A 17416-nucleotide genomic window follows, 5' to 3' on the forward strand; every position below is an offset into this window, starting at 1 on the left:
GGGGAGATGAGATCCGTGAATTCCGACATGATCCAGGCATTCGCCGCGCTTGATACACACCGGTCGGTCGTCGCCAAGACGCCCATGAGGGACAAGTTCTCAGGCGATCCGGAGCGCTTCAAGCGATTCTCGATCTCCTTCCGCGATCTCCTTCTGGATTATTCGAAAAACCAGATCGACGCCGAAACGATGCCGCTGCTTTTCGCGCTCGGCAAGGCGGCGGGCGTCGAAGCGCATCGCGCCGCGATGTTCGCCGGCGAAGCGATCAACAAGACGGAGAACCGCTCCGTCCTTCATATCGCCCTCCGGTCGCTTCCCGATGAGATATTCCGTTCCGGTGGGGTGAATGTCGTCCCCGAGGTGCATGCCGTCCTCAACCGCATGGCGGCGTTTTCCGACGGCGTGCGGTCGGGCGAGATTCGTGGCTCAGGCGGACAGTTCACCGACGTCGTCAATATCGGGATCGGCGGGTCCGATCTCGGACCGCGGATGGCCTGCCTGGCGCTGTCGCCCTATCACGACGGGCCGCGCACCCACTTCGTCTCGAATGTCGACGGAGCGGACATCCGCGACGTGCTGGAAGGGCTCGATCCCGACCGGACGCTCTTCCTGATCGCCTCGAAGACCTTCACCACGGTCGAGACCATGACGAACGCGGCGACGGCGCGGGCATGGATCGTCGAGCGGGTCGGCGAAGAGCATGTCGGGGCGCATTTCGCCGCGATGTCGACCGCGACCGACAAGGTGAAAGCCTTCGGCATGTCCGAGGACCGGATGTTTCCCTTCTGGGACTGGGTCGGCGGGCGATATTCGGTCTGGTCGGCGATCGGCCTGTCGCTGATGATCGCCATCGGCCCGGCCGGCTTCAGCAGCTTTCTCGGCGGCGCCCGGGCGATGGATGACCATTTCCGCACCGAGCCGCTGGAGCGCAACCTGCCGGCCATTCTCGGCCTGATCGGCGTCTGGAACCGCAACATTCTCGGCTTCCCGGCCCTGGGCATCCTGCCCTATGAGCAGCGGCTGGCGCGGCTGCCGGCCTATTTCCAGCAGCTCGACATGGAATCCAACGGCAAGCGGGTGAAGGTCGCCGGCGGCGCCACGGTGATGGGGCACACCGGGCCGCTGGTCTTCGGCGAGCCCGGCACCAACGGCCAGCACGCCTTCTACCAGCTTCTTCACCAGGGCACGGACGTGATCCCTTGCGACTTCATGGTCGGGGCCTATTCCGACGCCAAGGAGGACTACAACCACCACGCCCTGCTGTTGTCGAACTGCTTCGCCCAGACCGAGGCGCTGATGCGCGGCCGGACCATCGCCGAGGCGCGGGAGGAACTGAAGGGCGAGGGCATGGCCCCGCCCGACATCGAGCGGCTGGCGCCGCACAAGGTCTTCCCCGGCAACCGCCCCACCAACACGCTGCTCTACAAGCGCCTCGATCCCGAGACGCTCGGCATGATCATCGCCCTCTACGAGCACAAGATCTTCGTCCAGGGGACGATCTGGGGGATCAATTCCTTCGACCAGTGGGGCGTCGAGCTCGGCAAGGCGCTGGCCAAGACGCTGCTGCCGATGGTCGAGGGCAAGCAGTCCACCGACGGCAAGGATGCCTCCACCGCGGGATTGATTGCCGCCGCGCGGCTGTTGAGGGGCGGGTGACGTGGGTCGCCATACCGTAGGCGGAAGTGCGCCATGAGTCCGGAAGCCCTTCGCCGCATCAACAGCATCGCCCAGATGCGGACACGCGCCCGCAGTGCCTTGCCGGGCGCCGTCTTTGACCTTGCCGATGGCGCGGCCGAGGACGAGTGGACCCTGCGGCGGAACGAGTCGGCCTTCGACGATATCGCGCTCCTGCCGAAGCCGCTCGACGGCGCGGCGAACCGCGACCTGTCGATGACGCTGTTCGGCCACAAGCTGTCGATGCCGCTGATGATCGGCCCGACCGGGCTTGCCGGGCTTTTCTGGCCGGGTGGCGAGCAATGCTCGGCGCGGGCGGCGGCGGCGGCCGGCACTGCCTATTGCCTCAGCCACGGCTCGGTCTGCACCCTCGAAGATCTGGCGAAGACCGGGGCTGCGCCGCGCTTCATGCAGGTCTTCATCTACAAGGATCGCGGGTTTACCCGTGAACTCACCGAACGGGCGGCCGCCAGTGGCTATGACGGGCTGGTGCTGACGATCGACAACCAGCTTACCGGCAATCGCGAGCGCGATATTCGCAACGGCTTTACCATTCCCCCGCGGCTCGGCCCGGTCGAGGTCGCCGGGATGGCGATCAAGCCGGGATGGCTGTGGCGGATGCGCCGGGAATTGCCGACGATCGGCTTCGGCAATTATGAGCGCGAGGGCAAGGCGATCGAGCTTGGCGCGCAGGGCCTGCGGATCGCCGACATGCTGGATCCGGCAATGGCCTGGAAGGATGTCGAGGACCTTCGCAAGATCTGGAAGGGGCCGCTGATCCTCAAGGGCGTCCTGCACCCGGACGAGGCCAGGCGGGCGATCGACCACGGCGTCGATTCGGTGATCGTCTCGAACCACGGCGGCCGCCAGCTCGATGGCGCGGCCTCGGGGATCGAGGCGCTACCCGGCGTCGTCTCGGCGGTCGAGGGGCGGATTCCTGTTCTCGTCGATGGCGGCATTCGGCGGGGTGTTGACGTGGTTCGCGCCCTGATCCTCGGAGCCACCGCCTGCCTGGTGGCGCGGCCACAGCTCTTCGGGCTGGCGGTGGCCGGCGAGGCGGGCGTCGCCCGCGTGCTGGAGATCTACCGCAGCGAGATCGACCGGGTGATGGGCTTTTGCGGCGTGACCCGGGTCGACGACCTCGGGCCGGACCTGCTGCTCAGGATGCCGTGGCGCCAGAACTAGGCGCTGTCAGCTCGCCGGTCGCGGGTTGGCGCGCGCCACCGCCTCGAGAGATGACTCGTCGAGATCGGGCGACGCGGCGCGGGCGAGCGTCCTTGCTTCCAGCGACTTGATCGTCAGCACGATCGCCTGGTTGAACGGGCAGGCGATGCCCAGCGCATCGGCTTCACGGAGCAGGGCGCCATTCAGCGCGTCGATCTCGGTGCGCTGGCCCGCTTCGACATGCTGGAGCATAGACGGACGGTTGTAGCGCTCCCAGGCGTGGTCGAGGATCTCGGCGCGCGGATCGACGGAGGGCAGGGCGATGCCCCGCGCCGCGACCACGACCAGGATCTCGTCGAGCAGGCTCTCCAGCAGGTGTCGCGCCGGCTCGGTCCGGGCGACCTCGCCCGGCCGCAGGCCGGTGACGGCGCAAACCGGGTTGATCGCCGCATTGAGCACGAACTTCATCCAGATGACGCCGAGAACGTTGTCGCTGACGACGATTGGCAAGGCCGCCCGGCGAAACAGGTCGGCAATCGCCGCGACCCGATCCGAGGCGGCGCCATCGAGCTCGCCGATGGTCGTCTCGCCGATGTTGGAATGGAGAATGCGTCCCGGAGCTTGCCGGGCGGCGCTGTTATAGGTGCTGCCGCCGACCACGCGGTCGGCGCCGAAGGCCTCCGCGAGCGCCTCGACGTTGCCGATGCCGTTCTGCATGGTCAGGACGAAGGCATCCGGTCCGAGGACCGCTTCCAGCGCCCCCGCCGCGACACGGGTGGCATTGCTGTCGACCATGACGACCGCGACATCGACCGGGCCGATTGCGTCGATCGACGTGGTCGCCGCGAGGTGCGACCGCTTCTCGCCTTCGGGATCCGTGACAAGCAGGCCGTCGGCCGAGATCGCTGCGACATGCTCGGCATCGCGGTCATAAAGAACGACGTCGGCGCCGGCCGCGGCGAAGCGGGCGCCGAACATCGCGCCCATCGCCCCGGCGCCGATCATCGCGATACGCATGGCGGCGGTCAGTCGATCTCGTTGAACAGGCCGGCGTCGATCCGCGTCTGGATGAAATCGGGCATCTTCAGGCCGGCCTTCACCTTGGCTTCGAGATCGGCCTCGGCAGCGCGGACGACGGCCAGTCGCTCGATGACCTCGTCGATCCGGGCGTAGGGAACGACGACGACGCCATCCTCGTCGCCGAGCACGATGTCGCCCGGGCCTACCATCGTGCCGCCGACCATCACCGGCAGTCCGACGGTGCCGGGGCCGTTGCGGACCGGAGAATTCGGGGTCACGCCGGCGGCGTAGCAGGGGAGGCCGACGCCGCGCAGGCCGACCACGTCGCGAACAAAGCCGTCGGTGACGAAGGCGGCGCAGCCGCTGTTCTTCATCATGCCGAGCAGCAGGTCGCCGATCACCGCAACGCCCTTGAAGCCGCCGGTTGCAGAGACGATGACGTCGCCCGGCCTGGCGATGCTGAGGGCGCCGAAGGTGGCGAGGTTGTCGGCCGGGCCGTCGCCGGCCGGGACGGCGACGCCGCAGAAGGGCTTCACGCCGCCGATCGACTTGATCTGGCCGTCGAGCGCGCCGCCGCCGCTCATCGCATCGACGGCGTGGCCGGTCTGGCATCCGGCAAAGGCGGCGACCTGGTCGGCGGTGGGACGGGGGAAATTGCGGCGAACGGTAAGCAGCGGCGGATCGGTGATCATGTCTGGAAATGCCTTGTTTTTGATGTCGGGGCGAGCGCCCGGCAGGCAACCTAGCAAAACACGCCGTCTGTCGCGAGCAATCGACCCGGTTCCTGCGATCATGGAGTTGCCTTTCGGCCTCGATCTGGTCAGGATATCGGTTCGACCGTCGGCGACTCCTGACCGACGGTTTTCATTCTTTTGCTCGACGAGAGGCGGCCATCAGGCCGATCGCATCATGAACATCGCTGCCCCGCCCAAATATGGCATGGGTGCCCGCGCCAAGCGCACCGAAGACAAGGCGCTGGTCACCGGCCACGGTCATTTCACCGACGACTACACGCCCGAGGGCACGCTGCAGGCCTATGTCCTGCGCTCGGCGATGGCGCATGCGAAGATCAAGGTCGGCGACCTCGCGGCGGCGCGCGCCATGACGGGGGTGAAGCTGATCCTGACGCATGACGATCTCGACGGTATCAACGGGCTGCCCTGCAAGGGCAAGATTCGCCAGGTCGACGGCACCCACCCCTGGATGCCCGAGCATCCGCTGTTGTGCGGCGATGTCGTCCGCCATGTCGGCGACCCGATCCTCTTCATCGTCGCCGATACGGTCGAGCAGGCGAAGATGGCCTCCGAGTCCGTCGAGATCGACTACGATCCGCTGCCGGCGGTGGCCGACCTGCGCCGGGCCGTCGAGGACGACGCGCCGCTGGTCTGGCCGGAGCACGGCACCAATGTCGCCTTCACCTGTTCGCGTGGCGCCAAAGGCGCGACCGACGCGGCGTTTTTGCGCGCGGCCAAGGTGACCCGCATGGAGATCGTCAACAACCGGCTGGTCTCCAACTACATGGAAACCCGTGGCATCGTTGCCGAATATGACGGCGCGAACGATCGCTACACGCTGACCATGGGCACCCAGGGCGGCCACGGGATGCGCGATCGCATCGCCAAGGACATCCTCGGCATTCCGGCCAGCAAGGTCCGGGTCATCACGCCGGATGTCGGTGGCGGCTTCGGCACCAAGTCCTTCGTCTACCAGGAGTATCCGCTGGCGGCGATTGCCGCGAAGAAGCTCGGTACCCCGGTCAAGTGGATCGGCGACCGCAGCGAGCATTTCCTCATCGACAGCCATGGTCGCGACAACTTCGCGGTCGCCGAGATGGCGATGGACGAGAATGGCAAGTTCCTCGCCATGCGCGTCGACCTGCTTGCCGGGATGGGGGCCTATCTCTCGCAGTTCGGGCCCTTCATTCCCGAAGGCGGCCTGACCATGCTCACCGGGCTCTACGACATTCCGCATCTCTACGCGCTGTGTCGTGGCGTCTACACCCACACCGTGACGGTCGATGCCTATCGCGGCGCCGGCCGGCCGGAAGCCGCCTACCTTGTCGAGCGACTGGTCGATCAGTGCGGCCGGGAAACCGGGCTCGGTCCGGTCGAGATCCGGCGGCGCAACTTCATCCAGCCGGAAGCGCTGCCTTACGAGACGCAGGGCGGCCGCATCTACGACAGCGGCGAGTTCGACGGCCATCTCGAACAGGCGCTGACGGTTTCCGACTACAAGGGCTTCGAGGAACGCGCCGCCGCGTCGAAGGCGAATGGCAAGCTCCGCGGCTTCGGCATCGGCACCTATGTCGAGGCCTGCGCCTTCCCCGGCAGCGAGGAGGCGACGGTGCGGCTCGAGCAGGACGGCACCGTCACCCTGCTCATCGGCACCCAGACCAACGGCCAGGGCCACGCCACCGCCTATTCGCAGTTCATCGTCGGCCATCTCGGCCTCGACTATGACAAGGTCAAGGTGATCCAGGGCGACACCGACCAGGTTCCGAACGGCGACGGGACGGGCGGTTCGCGCTCGATCCCGCTTGGCGCGGTCTCCGTCCACAACGCGGCGGTGAAGCTGGCGCGCCAGGTCAAGACGCTGGCCTCGGAGCAGCTCGAGGCGGCGGTCGACGATCTCGAACTGGTCGACGGCATGGTCCAGGTCGCCGGCACCAACCGGGGCGTTTCGCTCGCCGACGTGGCGAAGTCGGCCAAGGACCCGCAGGCGCTGACCGCCTTCGACAACGATTTCGAGCAGCCGGAGCCGACCTATCCGAACGGCACCCACATCGCCGAGATCGAAGTCGATCCGGAGACCGGCGTCACCGAGATCGTCGGCTACTGGATCGTCGACGACTTCGGCGCGACGGTGAACCCGATGCTGCTGGAGGGCCAGGTTCACGGCGGCATCGTCCAGGGCCTCGGCCAGGCGCTCTACGAGAACGTCGTCTACGACGACGACGGGCAGCTGCTCTCGGCCTCGTTCCTCGACTATACGATGCCGCGCGCGGCGCACATGCCCAACTTCGTTTTCGAGACCCGGAATGTCCCGTCGAAGACCAATGCGTTCGGCATCAAGGGGGCGGGCGAGGCCGGATCGATCGGTTCCTGCCCGGCGGTGATGAACGCCATGGTCGACGCGCTGAACCGTGGCTATGGCATTACCCATATCGACATGCCGGCGACGCCGGAGCGGGTCTGGACCGCGATCCAGAACGCGAAAGCCTGATAATCCGGCCGGTCTTCGGGGCCGGCCGACGAAACGACTGAACCAAGCGACGCCGCCGGATAGCTCCGGCGGCGTTTCTGCGCGACCGTTCCGCCTCGCCGATCAGGCTTGCAGGGCATCGCGCATTGTGATCGGCTGGACGCTCAATGGACCCGCCAGAACATGCGCGGCCGCTTGTCGGTATCGCGCTCAAGGTCGCCTCGACGCTGTCATTCACTGCGATGGCCACGCTGATAAAGCTGGACAGCGCCCGCTATCCCATTGGCGAACTGGTGTTCTTCCGCAGCTTCTTCGCGCTGATCCCGGTCTTCGCCTGGGTGGCGTGGCGCGGGCAGTTTCCGGCGGTCTTCCACACCAAGCGATTCGGGCGGCATTTCGTCCGCTCGGTGACGGGGGGATGCACGATGTTCCTCGGCTTCACCGCGCTGTCGCTATTGCCGATCGCCGACGCCACCGCGATCGGCTATGCGGCGCCGCTGATGACGGTCGTGCTGGCTGTCCTGTTCCTCGGCGAGAAGGTGCGGATCTACCGCTGGTCGGCGGTGATCGTCGGTCTAATCGGGGTGCTGGTGATCCTGTCGGACTATGTCGGCCCGGATGTCGAGGCGGGCGCTACGGAGCGCAGCGCCATCGGAGCGATGATCGCCGTGGTCGGCGCCTTCCTGGGCGCGGTGACGTCGACCCAGGTGCGGGCCATGGTGCACACCGAGGGCGCTGGCACGATCGTCGTCTATTTCTCGCTGTTCACGTCGCTTTTCGGCCTGTTCACCTTGCCCTTCGGCTGGGTGATGCCGGACCTGTTCGGCATTCTCTCGCTGATCGCGGCGGGCGTTTTCGGCGGGCTGGGGCAGGTGCTGATGACCCAGAGCTTCCGCTATGGCGGCGCCTCGATGATCGCGCCTTTCGACTACACGTCGATGATCTGGGCGCTGATCGTCAGCCTGCTGGTGTTCAACACCTGGCCGACGGAGCGGATGTTGCTCGGCACCGGGATCGTGGTCGGCGCCGGGCTGTTCGTGATCTTCCGCGAGCGCTGGCTCGGGATCGAGCGGGCGCGGTCGAAGCGGGCACAGACCCCGACCACGCCGCTCAACTGATTTACTTCTTCTTCTGCTTGACCACTGTCTGGGTCTGCTCACCGAGGCCTTCGATGCCCAGCGTGATGGTCTCGCCACCCTTGAGGAAGCGCGGCTTCGGCTTCATGCCCATGCCGACGCCCGGCGGGGTGCCGGTGGTGATGACGTCGCCGGCCTCGAGCAGCATGAACTGGCTGAGGTAGCTGACCAGGTGGGCGACGCCGAAGATCATCGTCGACGTGTTGCCGGTCTGCATGCGGCGACCGTTGACGTCGAGGAACATGTCGACGTTCTGGATGTCCTTGATCTCGTCGCGGGTCACCAACCACGGCCCGAGCGGACCGAAGGTCGGGCAGCCCTTGCCCTTGGTCCACTGACCACCGCGCTCGATCTGGTATTCGCGCTCCGACACGTCATGGCAGACGGCGTAGCCGGCGACATGCGACAGCGCCTTCTTCTCGTCGATGTAGCTGCCGCCCTTGCCGATGATGACGGCGAGTTCGACTTCCCAGTCGGTCTTCTTCGAGCCCCTGGGCAGGAGCACGTCGTCATTCGGGCCGACAATGCAGCTCGGCGCCTTGTTGAAGACGATTGGCTCGGCCGGGATCGGCGAGTTGGTTTCCTTGGCGTGGTCGATGTAGTTCAGGCCGATGGCGATGAAATTGCGAACGCCGTTGACGCAGGGACCGATGCGGGTCCGCGGCGAGACCTTCGGCAGGCTGTCGATCTTCGCCTTCTTGACCTTGGCGATGGCGCCTGCGGCCAGCGTCGCAGGGGTGATGTCGTCGATGACGCCGGACAGGTCACGGATGACGCCGTCCTTGTCGAGGATGCCGGGCTTCTCGCGACCCTTGGGTCCGTAGCGGAGCAACTTCATGGCTTGTTCTCTTCTCCTTGAGGATTGTCGAGTTCAGGTGTCTGTCACGATGACGTCGTCGTCAGCGCGAATACTCCGGCCGGCGCTGGCGCCAGGCGAGGGGAGTCAGCAAGAGGGGCGTCTACGCTCGCCGCGCGCGCGAGATTCCATACAGCCTCGCCGGCCCGCGGCGTGACGCGCGAACCAAAAGCCTTGCGGCCCGATTTCCGGAGATGCAAGTTCCGCCCCTCGTTTGTGACGGAACTACCCCGTTCCTGTCGGCGGCTCAAGGTGTTCCCGGCTTATTTCAGCCGAAGCCCTCTCGGGAAGACGACTCAGAGCGATTGAAAAGGTCAGTACTATTGACCGATAATGAGCGACCATGACCCCAGACACGCTCCTGCCGCTTCTCGGTTTCGTCGTCGCCTTCACCGCGACGCCGGGCCCGAACAATCTGATGGTGCTGGTCTCCGGCGCGAACTGGGGGCTGAAGCGGACCGTGCCGCATATCGTCGGAATCGCGCTCGGCTTTCCGCTGATGATCATCGCGGTCGGCCTCGGTCTCGGCCAGGTGTTCGAGGCCTATCCGCTGGTGCATGACGTGCTCAAGTACATTGCCTTCGCCTATCTGCTGTTTCTCGCCTGGCGCATCGCGCAGGCGGGGAAGCCGCAGACGACGTCGGTGCGATCGCGCCCGCTCAACCTGTTCGAGGCGATGGCCTTCCAGTGGGTCAACCCGAAGGCCTGGGCGCTGGTGCTTGGCGCGACGGCGCTGTTCACCACGCCGGGCGGCGACCCGGTGGTCGAGATCGGCGTCATGGCCCTGATGTTCGGTCTCGTCTGCCTGCCGAACGGAATCGTATGGGCGCTCTTCGGCAAGGCGATCGCCCGGTTTCTCTCCGACGACCGGCGACGGCGCATCTTCAACGTGAGCATGGCGGTGCTGCTGGTCGCCTCGGTTCTGCCAGCCCTGTTCTGACGTAATTTCGTCGTTGTCCGGGCGATTAAGTCCGACAGAACCTCGACGACACCCACCCCCGCTGTACATAAGATGGGGTGGCAAGGCCGCACCGTCGCAGGCGAAGGGGGCAGGCATGACAGACGCACCGACCATCGATCCGCGTGATCCCGAAGAGGGTGCCAGGCTCTTCGATCCCGATGAGCCGTGGGTGTCGCTGCGCGAGGCGCTGGAGGCGGACGATCCGCAACGCCTCGCCGCGATCTTCGAGGAACTCAGTCTCAGCGACGGCCTGAGGGCGCTGCTGCAGCTCGAGGCCGAGGAGCGGACCAGCGTGCTTGCGGCCCTGCCGCCGGAACTTGCCGCCGAGCTGATCACCGAGGCGCCGAACGAACAGGCGGTCGATCTCGTCGAGCACATGGAGGCGGGGGATGCCGCCGACATCATCGAGGAGCTGGATTCCGACATCCAGGCCGATGTCGTCGGTGAACTCGACAAGGATGACGCCGACGCGATCCTGGCCGAGATGGAGCCGGAGGAGGCAGCGGAGGTCCTGCGCCTCGCCGAGTATGACGACGACACCGCCGGCGGCCTGATGATCGGCGAGACCTTCTCCTTCCCGAACACCGATACGGTTGGCGCGGTCATCCGCCGGCTGACCAGCGAGGACGAGGACTTCGAGCGCTATCGCGGCCAGCATCCGTACATCATCGACGAGGAAGGGCGGCTGATCGGCGTCGTTTCGCTGCGCAACCTCCTCACCGCCAAGCGTTCGACCGCCTTGCCCGACATCATGGTCGTGCCGATGTCGGTGACGACCGACACGCCTCTCGAGGACATTCAGGACCTGCTCGACGAGCATGAGTTTCTCGGCCTGCCGGTTATCGACAGCGAGGGGAAGCTGGTCGGCACCGTTTCACGCTCCGCGATCTCCGACGCCTTGCTCGAACGGTCCGAGAGCGAGAGCCTGAGGCGGCAGGGCGTCTTCGGCGACGAATTGCGGTCGATGCCGCTGATCCTGCGCTCGCGGCGGCGGTTGGCCTGGCTCAGCGCCAACATCATCCTCAACGTCATCGCCGCCAGCGTCATCTCCGTCTACGAGGAGACGATCGCCGCGGTCATCGCCATCGCGATCTTCCTGCCGATGGTTTCGGACATGAGCGGCTGCTCGGGCAACCAGTCGGTCGCGGTGTCGCTGCGCGAACTGGCGCTTGGCCTGACCAAGCCGGTCGACGTCTTCCGGGTGTGGGCCAAGGAGGTCTCGGTCGGCGTCATCAACGGGGTCGTCCTCGGCATCCTGATCGGCATCGTCGCATGGATCTGGAAGGGTAATGCCTTCCTCGGGCTGGTGATCGGGCTGGCGCTGGCGATCAACACGGTGATCGCCGTCTCGATCGGCGGCGTGGTGCCGCTCTTGCTCAAGCGCTTCAACCAGGATCCGGCGGTCGCCTCCGGACCGTTGCTGACGACGATCACCGACGTTGCCGGCTTCTTCCTCGTCCTCAGCCTCGCGACGCTGATGATGCCGCTGCTGGTCTAGCCGGACGTTGCATCGTTCGGTTCCGCGTGGTGCTATCCGGCCCAGGATGGGAACGGTGGAGACGAGCGATGCGGAAACTGGTGTTGATGTCCCTGGTCGGCCTTGCGGCGGTTGTCGGCCTGACGACGGCCCGAGCCGACGACGCGGCGACGGTTGCGGCGGTCAACGCCTCGTCCAATGCGCTGGACGCGGCGTTCGGAGCGCGCGACATCGCGGCGATCCGCGCGCTGATGACCCCCGACCACATCTCGGTGACGCCCTATTACGACGGACCGCAGACCGTCGACGACCAGATCGCGTCGCTCGACGAACTCTCCTATGGGGGAACGATCATCGGGGAACCGTCGGTCGCGTTCCTGTCGCCGGACGTGGCGTTGCGGACCTTCGCCATCGACCTCAAGGGCAGCTTCAAGGGCGAACCGTTGCCGGCCCACGCCTTCGTCAACGAGACGCTGGTCAGGCGCGACGGGAAGTGGATCGAGGCCTTCTTCCAGATCACGACGCTGAAGCCGTAGGCGGCCGGGTCGGCGCTCAAGGTTAACGTCAGGCCATCGCGGCGACGGCGGTTTCGTCGCCGTCCGGTCAGCGTCGCGTCACAGAACTGTCTTTCGAATCAGCTACATGCGGGGCAGCGCAGACAGAAGCGGAGCGCTTCGCGATGCTTGCCCCGACCGCCCCCCGGCACTTCCGGACCCTGTTCCTTTCCGATGTGCATCTCGGCTGCAGGGGATGCCAGGCCCCGTTGCTTCTCGATTTCCTCCGCTACCACGATGCCGAGACGGTCTATCTCGTCGGCGACATCGTCGACGGCTGGCGGCTGAAGCGCGGATGGTACTGGCCGCAGACCCATAACGACGTGGTCCAGAAGCTCCTGCGGAAAGGCCGCAAGGGCTCGCGCATGATCTACATCCCGGGCAATCATGACGACTTCCTCCGCGATTACGTCGGCACCCATTTCGGAGGCGTCGAGGTTATGGACCGGGCGCTGCACGAGACGGCGGACGGGCGGAAGCTGCTGGTCATCCACGGCGACGACTTCGACGTCGTGGTCCGGCATGCCAGGTGGCTCGCGCATCTCGGCGCCGGCGCCTACTCGACCGTGCTTGCCCTCAACACCGGCTTCAACCGCATGCGCCGCCGCCTTGGCCTCGGCTACTGGTCGCTGTCGGCCTGGCTCAAGCTTCGGGTCAAGAACGCGGTGAACTACATCGGCGCCTTCGAGGACGCGCTGGCCAAGGAAGCCAGGCGGGTGGGGGCGGACGGTGTGGTCTGCGGCCACATCCATCACGCCCGGATCGACGACAGCGACGGGTTCCAGTACGTCAACACCGGCGACTGGGTCGAAAGCTGCACGGCGGTGGCCGAGCACCACGACGGCCGGCTGGAGATCATCTACTGGACCGAGATCCGGGCCTCGGCCGACGAGATCGAAGAGGCCGGCGCCGGCACCGATGAAGACCGCATCATGGTCGAGGCGGCGGAGTGAAACTCCTTATCGCCACCGACGCGTGGCGGCCGCAGGTGAACGGTGTCGTCCGGACCCTTGAGCGGGTGAGCGAGGAACTGGGGCGGGCAGGCGTCGCGGTGACGATGCTGACGCCGGCCGATTTCCGCACCATGCCGATGCCGACCTATCCGGAGATCCGATTGGCTCTGGCGCTGCCCGGGACGATCGCCAAAAAGGCCGCGGCGATGGCGCCGGACGGGGTGCATATCGCGACCGAGGGGCCGATCGGCTATGCCATCCGTCGCTGGTGCCTGGCGACGGCGCGGCCGTTCACGACCTCCTTCCACACCCGCTTTCCGGAATATCTCGCGGCCCGGCTGCCGGTTCCGCCCAAGGCCAGCTACGCGGTGCTGCGGCGGTTCCACAATGCGGGACGCGGCTGCATGGTGGCGACCCGGACGCTGGAAACCGAGCTTGCCGAGCGCGGCTTCACCAATCTCCTGCCGTGGTCGCGGGGCGTCGACGCCGAACTCTTCCGTCCGCGCCCGGACCTTCGCACGACCGACCGGCAACGACCGGTCTTTCTCTTTGTCGGCCGGGTCGCGGTCGAGAAGAATATCCGCGCCTTTCTTGAACTCGACCTGCCCGGCATCAAGCGGGTGGTCGGCGACGGGCCGGCGATGAGCGAATTGCGGACCGCGTTTCCCGATGCCGAATTCGCCGGCACCCTGACCGGCGAAGCGCTGGCCCAGGCCTATGCCGATGCCGATGTCTTCGTCTTCCCGAGCCGCACCGACACCTATGGAATCGTCCTGCTCGAAGCCCTTGCCTCCGGTCTGCCGGTTGCGGCGTTTCCGGTGCCCGGTCCGGCCGACGTGATCGGCGACTCGAACGTCGGCGTTCTCGACGAGGATCTCGGCAAGGCGGCGGTCGCGGCCCTGGCGATCTCGCGGGACGACTGCCGGGCCTTCGCCCTTCGCCATAGCTGGGCGGCCTGCGCGCGCCAGTTCCTCGACAATGTCGTGACGGCGCAGGACCTCGGTCGCGATTTCGTGCCTCTTGCCGAGGCCGCGGCCCACTGATATCCGGCGGGCATGTCCGAGCCGGCCCTGCCTTCCATCCATGATATTCATCGCGCGCGAGACCGCATCGCCGGCCATGCCGTGCAGACGCCGCTGCTGGTCAACCCTATCCTCGACGCGCGGCTCGGTGGCCGGATCCTGCTCAAATGCGAGACGCTGCAGCGGACCGGCTCGTTCAAGTTTCGCGGCGCCTGCAATGCGGTTTCGGCGCTGGGCGAAGCAGGGCGGGCGAGGGGCGTCGTTGCGGCTTCCTCGGGAAACCATGCGCAAGGGGTTGCCGAGGCCGCCCGGCTTTTCGGCGTCGCCGCGACGATCGTGATGCCGTCGGACGCGCCCGCCATCAAGCTGGAGCGCACCCGGCGAAGCGGCGCGACGGTCGTCACCTATGACCGGGTCAGCGGCGACCGCGATGCGGTGGCCAGGGAGATTGTCGAGCGGACCGGCGGCGCCCTGATCCACCCGTTCAACAACGCCGATGTCATCGCCGGCCAGGGGACGGTCGGCCTGGAAATCGTCGATGAAGCCAGGGCGAGGGGACTGGCGCCGGATGCGGTGGTGGTGCCGTGCAGCGGCGGCGGCCTGTCGGCCGGCGTCGGCCTTGCGGTTCGCGACGGTTTCCCCGACTGCGGCCTTGTCCTTGTCGAGCCGCGGGACTTCGACGACTACGGTCGCTCGCTCCGCGACGGACGGATCGTTGCCAATGCGTCGACCTCCGGTTCGATCTGCGATGCTCTGATGGCGCCGGCGCCGGGCTCGATCAGCTTCGCGCTCAACCGCGACAACGTGGCGGCAGCGGTGACCGTGGACGATGACGACGTGCTTTCGGCGATCGCATTTGCCTTCCGCGAACTGAAGCTGGTGGTCGAGCCGGGCGGGGCCGTCGCGCTTGCCGCGCTGCTATCCGGCAAGGTCGACTGCCGCGACCGGACGGTCGTCGCGGTGCTGTCCGGCGGCAACATCGACGAAGCGATCCTGGCCCGGGCGCTAGCCACAGGTTGAAGCCGGCTCGCCATGCACCGTGTTTGCGGTTAGCATCGCGCTTCCGGGCCGGGCTGTCCTCCTGGCGCTCTCCATCGCGATCTTGAGACCCATGACCGTCGATCCGGCCTTTCCCGCCGCGCCGTCGCATTTTGCCCTGCGGATGTCGGCCTTCTTCGGCGGCTTCTTCCTGATCAGCGGCGTCTCCCTGCCGTGGTTCCCCGTCTGGCTCCAGGGGCGGGGGCTGACCGACGTCGAAATCGCCAGCGTCCTCGCCATTCCAATGGCCTTTCGCGTGCTGATGGCGCCGGTCGGTGGCTTCATCGCCGACCGGACGCCCAGCCGCCGCTTCGCCATCCGGCTGTTCCTTGTCCCGGCCGGACTCGTCTTCCTGACCGCCTGGACGGCATCCACCTATTGGCCGCTGCTGTTGCTCACCGGCGCGGCCTTCACGCTCATGCAGATGGCGATGCCGGCCGGGGAAGCCCTGGCGCTCACCGGCGCTCGCCGCTTCGGCGTCGACTACGGGCGGATGCGGCTCTGGGGATCGGTGGCTTTCGCCGCCGCCAATGTCGGTAGCGGCGCGATGCTCGGCCTGCTGCCGATCGAGGCGATCTTCTGGTTCATCTTCGCCGCTTTCGTCATTGCCGCGATGGCCGGCTTCGTCCTGCCCAGGACTCCGAAGGCCGTGCGCGCGATCGACGATGCGTCACGCCCCGAGGAAAGACCGGCATGGAAGGTCCTCGGGCATCCGAATGTCATGGCAGTCGTGCTTGCCAGCGGGCTGATCCTTGGAAGCCACGCCGCCTTCTACAGTTTCGGCAGCATCTACTGGCAGTCGCTCGGCTTCAGCCCGGTCGAGATCGGTGGATTCTGGGCCGTCAGCATCGCCTGCGAGGTTCTGCTTTTCGCGTGGTCCGGGGCGCTGATCAGGCGGATCGGTCCCTATGCGATGCTCACCATCGGCGCCCTCGCTGCGATCCTGCGCTGGACGCTGCTTCCCTTGGACCTCGGCGGCGCCGGCTTCCTGGCGCTGCAAAGTCTCCACGCCCTGTCTTTTGCCGCGGTCTTCGTCGGCACCCAGTTCATCATCGTCCGGGCCGTGCCGGAGGAAATGGCAGGGTCGGCGCAGAGCATCATCGTGCTGGTCGGCGGGTTGATCATGGCCGGCATGGTCGCGTTGTCCGGGCCGCTTTATGCGGCGTTCGGCCCGGACTCCTTCCGCATCATGATCGTGCTGCCGGTGGTGGCGCTCGGCGTGCTGGGGCTTCAGCGCGGGGTCTACCGCGAGCGCGCCTGAGACCTAGCCCCAGAGCTCCGGCTCGGGCGGTGAAACCTGGCTGCCGCGATAGACCAGCCCGGGTTGCCGGTCGCCGGCAAGCAGCAACGGACCGTCGAGATCGACGAAATCCGCCGTCTGGGCGAGCAGCATCGCCGGCGCCATGGCCAGCGACGTGGACACCATGCAGCCGACCATCACCGAGAAACCGAGGTCCCGTGCGGCCTGGGCGGTCGCCAGCGCCTCGGTCAGCCCACCGGTCTTGTCGAGCTTGACGTTGACCGCGTCGTATCGGTTGCGAAGCCCCTTGAGATCGGCGGCGACATGCAGGCTTTCGTCGGCGCAGACCGGGACGGGCCGCTCGACGGTGGCCAGCAGGTCGTCGGCACCGGCCGGCAGCGGTTGCTCGATCAGCACCACTCCGGCGGCGGCGCAGGCCCGCATGTTGGCGGCGAGGGTATCGGCCGACCAGCCTTCGTTGGCGTCGACGATCAGCCGGGCGCCCGGCGCGGCCTCGCGGACGGCCGCCAGCCGTTCCGCATCGCCGTCGGCGCCGAGCTTGATCTTCAGCAGCGGGCGGTCGCGGGCCTTGTCGGCTGCCTCGGCCATGCTTTCCGGCGAGCCGAGGCTGAGCGTGAAGGCGGTCTCGACGGCGCGTGGCGCGGCAAGCCCGGCGGTGACCCATGCCGGCTGGCCCGAAAGCTTGGCCTCGAGATCCCACAGGGCGCAGTCGATGGCATTCCGCGCGGCGCCGGCCGGCATCAAGGCCTGCAGCCGGGTGCGGTCGACTCCGTTGGCCACGTCGCCAGCCATCGCCTGAATCGCGCCGGCCACGTCCTCGGTGGTTTCCCCATAGCGGGGGTAGGGGACCGATTCGCCGCGGCCAACCGCCGCTCCGTCGCGAATCACCGCGACGACGACGATTGCCTCGGTGCGCGCGCCCCTGGAAATGGCAAACCGCCCGGCAATCGGCCAGTTCTCTACGAAAACCTCAAGGGATCTTTGCATTTGTGGGCGATCGTCGGCTTGCCGCGCCTTGGCTTCACAGGCACACTCCGCCCCGGACAGTAGGGGCCGGGCGCGGAAGCCTCAAGCAGGTCGCGCCGGGTATCGAAAACGC

At 66.9% G+C, this 17416-nt stretch carries 15 protein-coding genes; 11 read left to right on the plus strand and 4 right to left on the minus strand.

Translation table 11 applies throughout. The features are described 5' to 3' along the window. Positions 1–6: 6 nt before the first annotated feature. Together pgi and BLT60_RS15470 are read left to right on the plus strand one after the other, a co-directional pair. Complete coding sequence (pgi, locus tag BLT60_RS15465) at positions 7–1656, plus strand: glucose-6-phosphate isomerase (protein WP_090877565.1); 1650 nt, start codon at positions 7–9, stop codon at positions 1654–1656. A gap of 33 nt (positions 1657–1689) precedes the next feature. Next, complete coding sequence (locus tag BLT60_RS15470; RefSeq protein WP_090877567.1) at positions 1690–2859, plus strand: alpha-hydroxy acid oxidase; 1170 nt, start codon at positions 1690–1692, stop codon at positions 2857–2859. Positions 2860–2865: 6 nt separating this feature from the next. Here BLT60_RS15470 and BLT60_RS15475 read toward each other — a convergent pair whose 3' ends face one another. Both BLT60_RS15475 and BLT60_RS15480 read right to left on the minus strand, forming a co-directional pair. Next, the gene (locus tag BLT60_RS15475) at positions 2866–3855 is read right to left on the minus strand and encodes a ketopantoate reductase family protein (protein ID WP_090877569.1); all 990 of its coding nucleotides are present in this window, start codon (positions 3853–3855) and stop codon (positions 2866–2868) included. An 8-nt stretch (positions 3856–3863) separates the two neighbouring features. Continuing rightward, entirely contained in the window at positions 3864–4550 is a 687-nt protein-coding gene (locus BLT60_RS15480; protein ID WP_175478467.1) for an RraA family protein, read from the minus strand. A 217-nt stretch (positions 4551–4767) separates the two neighbouring features. On the opposite strand from BLT60_RS15480, the gene BLT60_RS15485 reads away from it, so the two are divergent. Together BLT60_RS15485 and BLT60_RS15490 are read left to right on the plus strand one after the other, a co-directional pair. Continuing rightward, positions 4768–7080 carry a xanthine dehydrogenase family protein molybdopterin-binding subunit gene (locus BLT60_RS15485; RefSeq protein WP_090877573.1) on the plus strand — a complete coding sequence of 771 codons (2313 nt, stop codon included), beginning with the start codon at positions 4768–4770 and terminating at the stop codon, positions 7078–7080. 146 nt (positions 7081–7226) lie between these two features. After that, entirely contained in the window at positions 7227–8177 is a 951-nt protein-coding gene (locus BLT60_RS15490) for a DMT family transporter (RefSeq protein ID WP_090877575.1), read from the plus strand. A 1-nt stretch (position 8178) separates the two neighbouring features. Here BLT60_RS15490 and BLT60_RS15495 read toward each other — a convergent pair whose 3' ends face one another. After that, entirely contained in the window at positions 8179–9033 is an 855-nt protein-coding gene (locus BLT60_RS15495) for a fumarylacetoacetate hydrolase family protein (RefSeq protein WP_090877577.1), read from the minus strand. Positions 9034–9394: 361 nt separating this feature from the next. Between BLT60_RS15495 and BLT60_RS15500 the strand changes: the two genes are divergently transcribed. The 7 genes from BLT60_RS15500 to BLT60_RS15530 all read left to right on the plus strand — a co-directional run bounded on the left by BLT60_RS15500 (position 9395) and on the right by BLT60_RS15530 (position 16317). Then, complete coding sequence (locus BLT60_RS15500) at positions 9395–9991, plus strand: LysE family translocator (RefSeq protein WP_090877579.1); 597 nt, start codon at positions 9395–9397, stop codon at positions 9989–9991. 115 nt (positions 9992–10106) lie between these two features. Continuing rightward, entirely contained in the window at positions 10107–11510 is a 1404-nt protein-coding gene (mgtE, locus tag BLT60_RS15505) for a magnesium transporter (protein WP_090877581.1), read from the plus strand. Positions 11511–11578: 68 nt separating this feature from the next. Further along, a complete protein-coding gene (locus BLT60_RS15510; protein ID WP_090877583.1) occupies positions 11579–12025 on the plus strand; it encodes a nuclear transport factor 2 family protein in 447 nt (148 codons plus the stop codon). Between the two features lie 143 nt (positions 12026–12168). After that, entirely contained in the window at positions 12169–12996 is an 828-nt protein-coding gene (locus tag BLT60_RS15515) for a UDP-2,3-diacylglucosamine diphosphatase (RefSeq protein WP_090877584.1), read from the plus strand. Continuing rightward, entirely contained in the window at positions 12993–14039 is a 1047-nt protein-coding gene (locus BLT60_RS15520; protein WP_090877586.1) for a glycosyltransferase family 4 protein, read from the plus strand. The genes BLT60_RS15515 and BLT60_RS15520 overlap by 4 nt, the downstream gene beginning before the upstream one ends. A gap of 12 nt (positions 14040–14051) precedes the next feature. Then, a complete protein-coding gene (locus BLT60_RS15525) occupies positions 14052–15038 on the plus strand; it encodes a threonine ammonia-lyase (protein WP_090877588.1) in 987 nt (328 codons plus the stop codon). Positions 15039–15129: 91 nt separating this feature from the next. After that, positions 15130–16317, plus strand: a complete 1188-nt coding sequence (locus BLT60_RS15530) for an MFS transporter (RefSeq protein ID WP_090877590.1) — start codon at positions 15130–15132, stop codon at positions 16315–16317. Between the two features lie 3 nt (positions 16318–16320). Here the strand turns inward: BLT60_RS15530 and dgcA are convergent, their stop codons facing one another. Further along, complete coding sequence (gene dgcA, locus BLT60_RS15535; protein ID WP_090877591.1) at positions 16321–17304, minus strand: N-acetyl-D-Glu racemase DgcA; 984 nt, start codon at positions 17302–17304, stop codon at positions 16321–16323. Positions 17305–17416: the final 112 nt, after the last annotated feature.

Origin of the sequence: Bauldia litoralis, from assembly GCF_900104485.1 — a bacterium.
In the GTDB taxonomy this organism is placed as follows: domain Bacteria; phylum Pseudomonadota; class Alphaproteobacteria; order Rhizobiales; family Kaistiaceae; genus Bauldia; species Bauldia litoralis.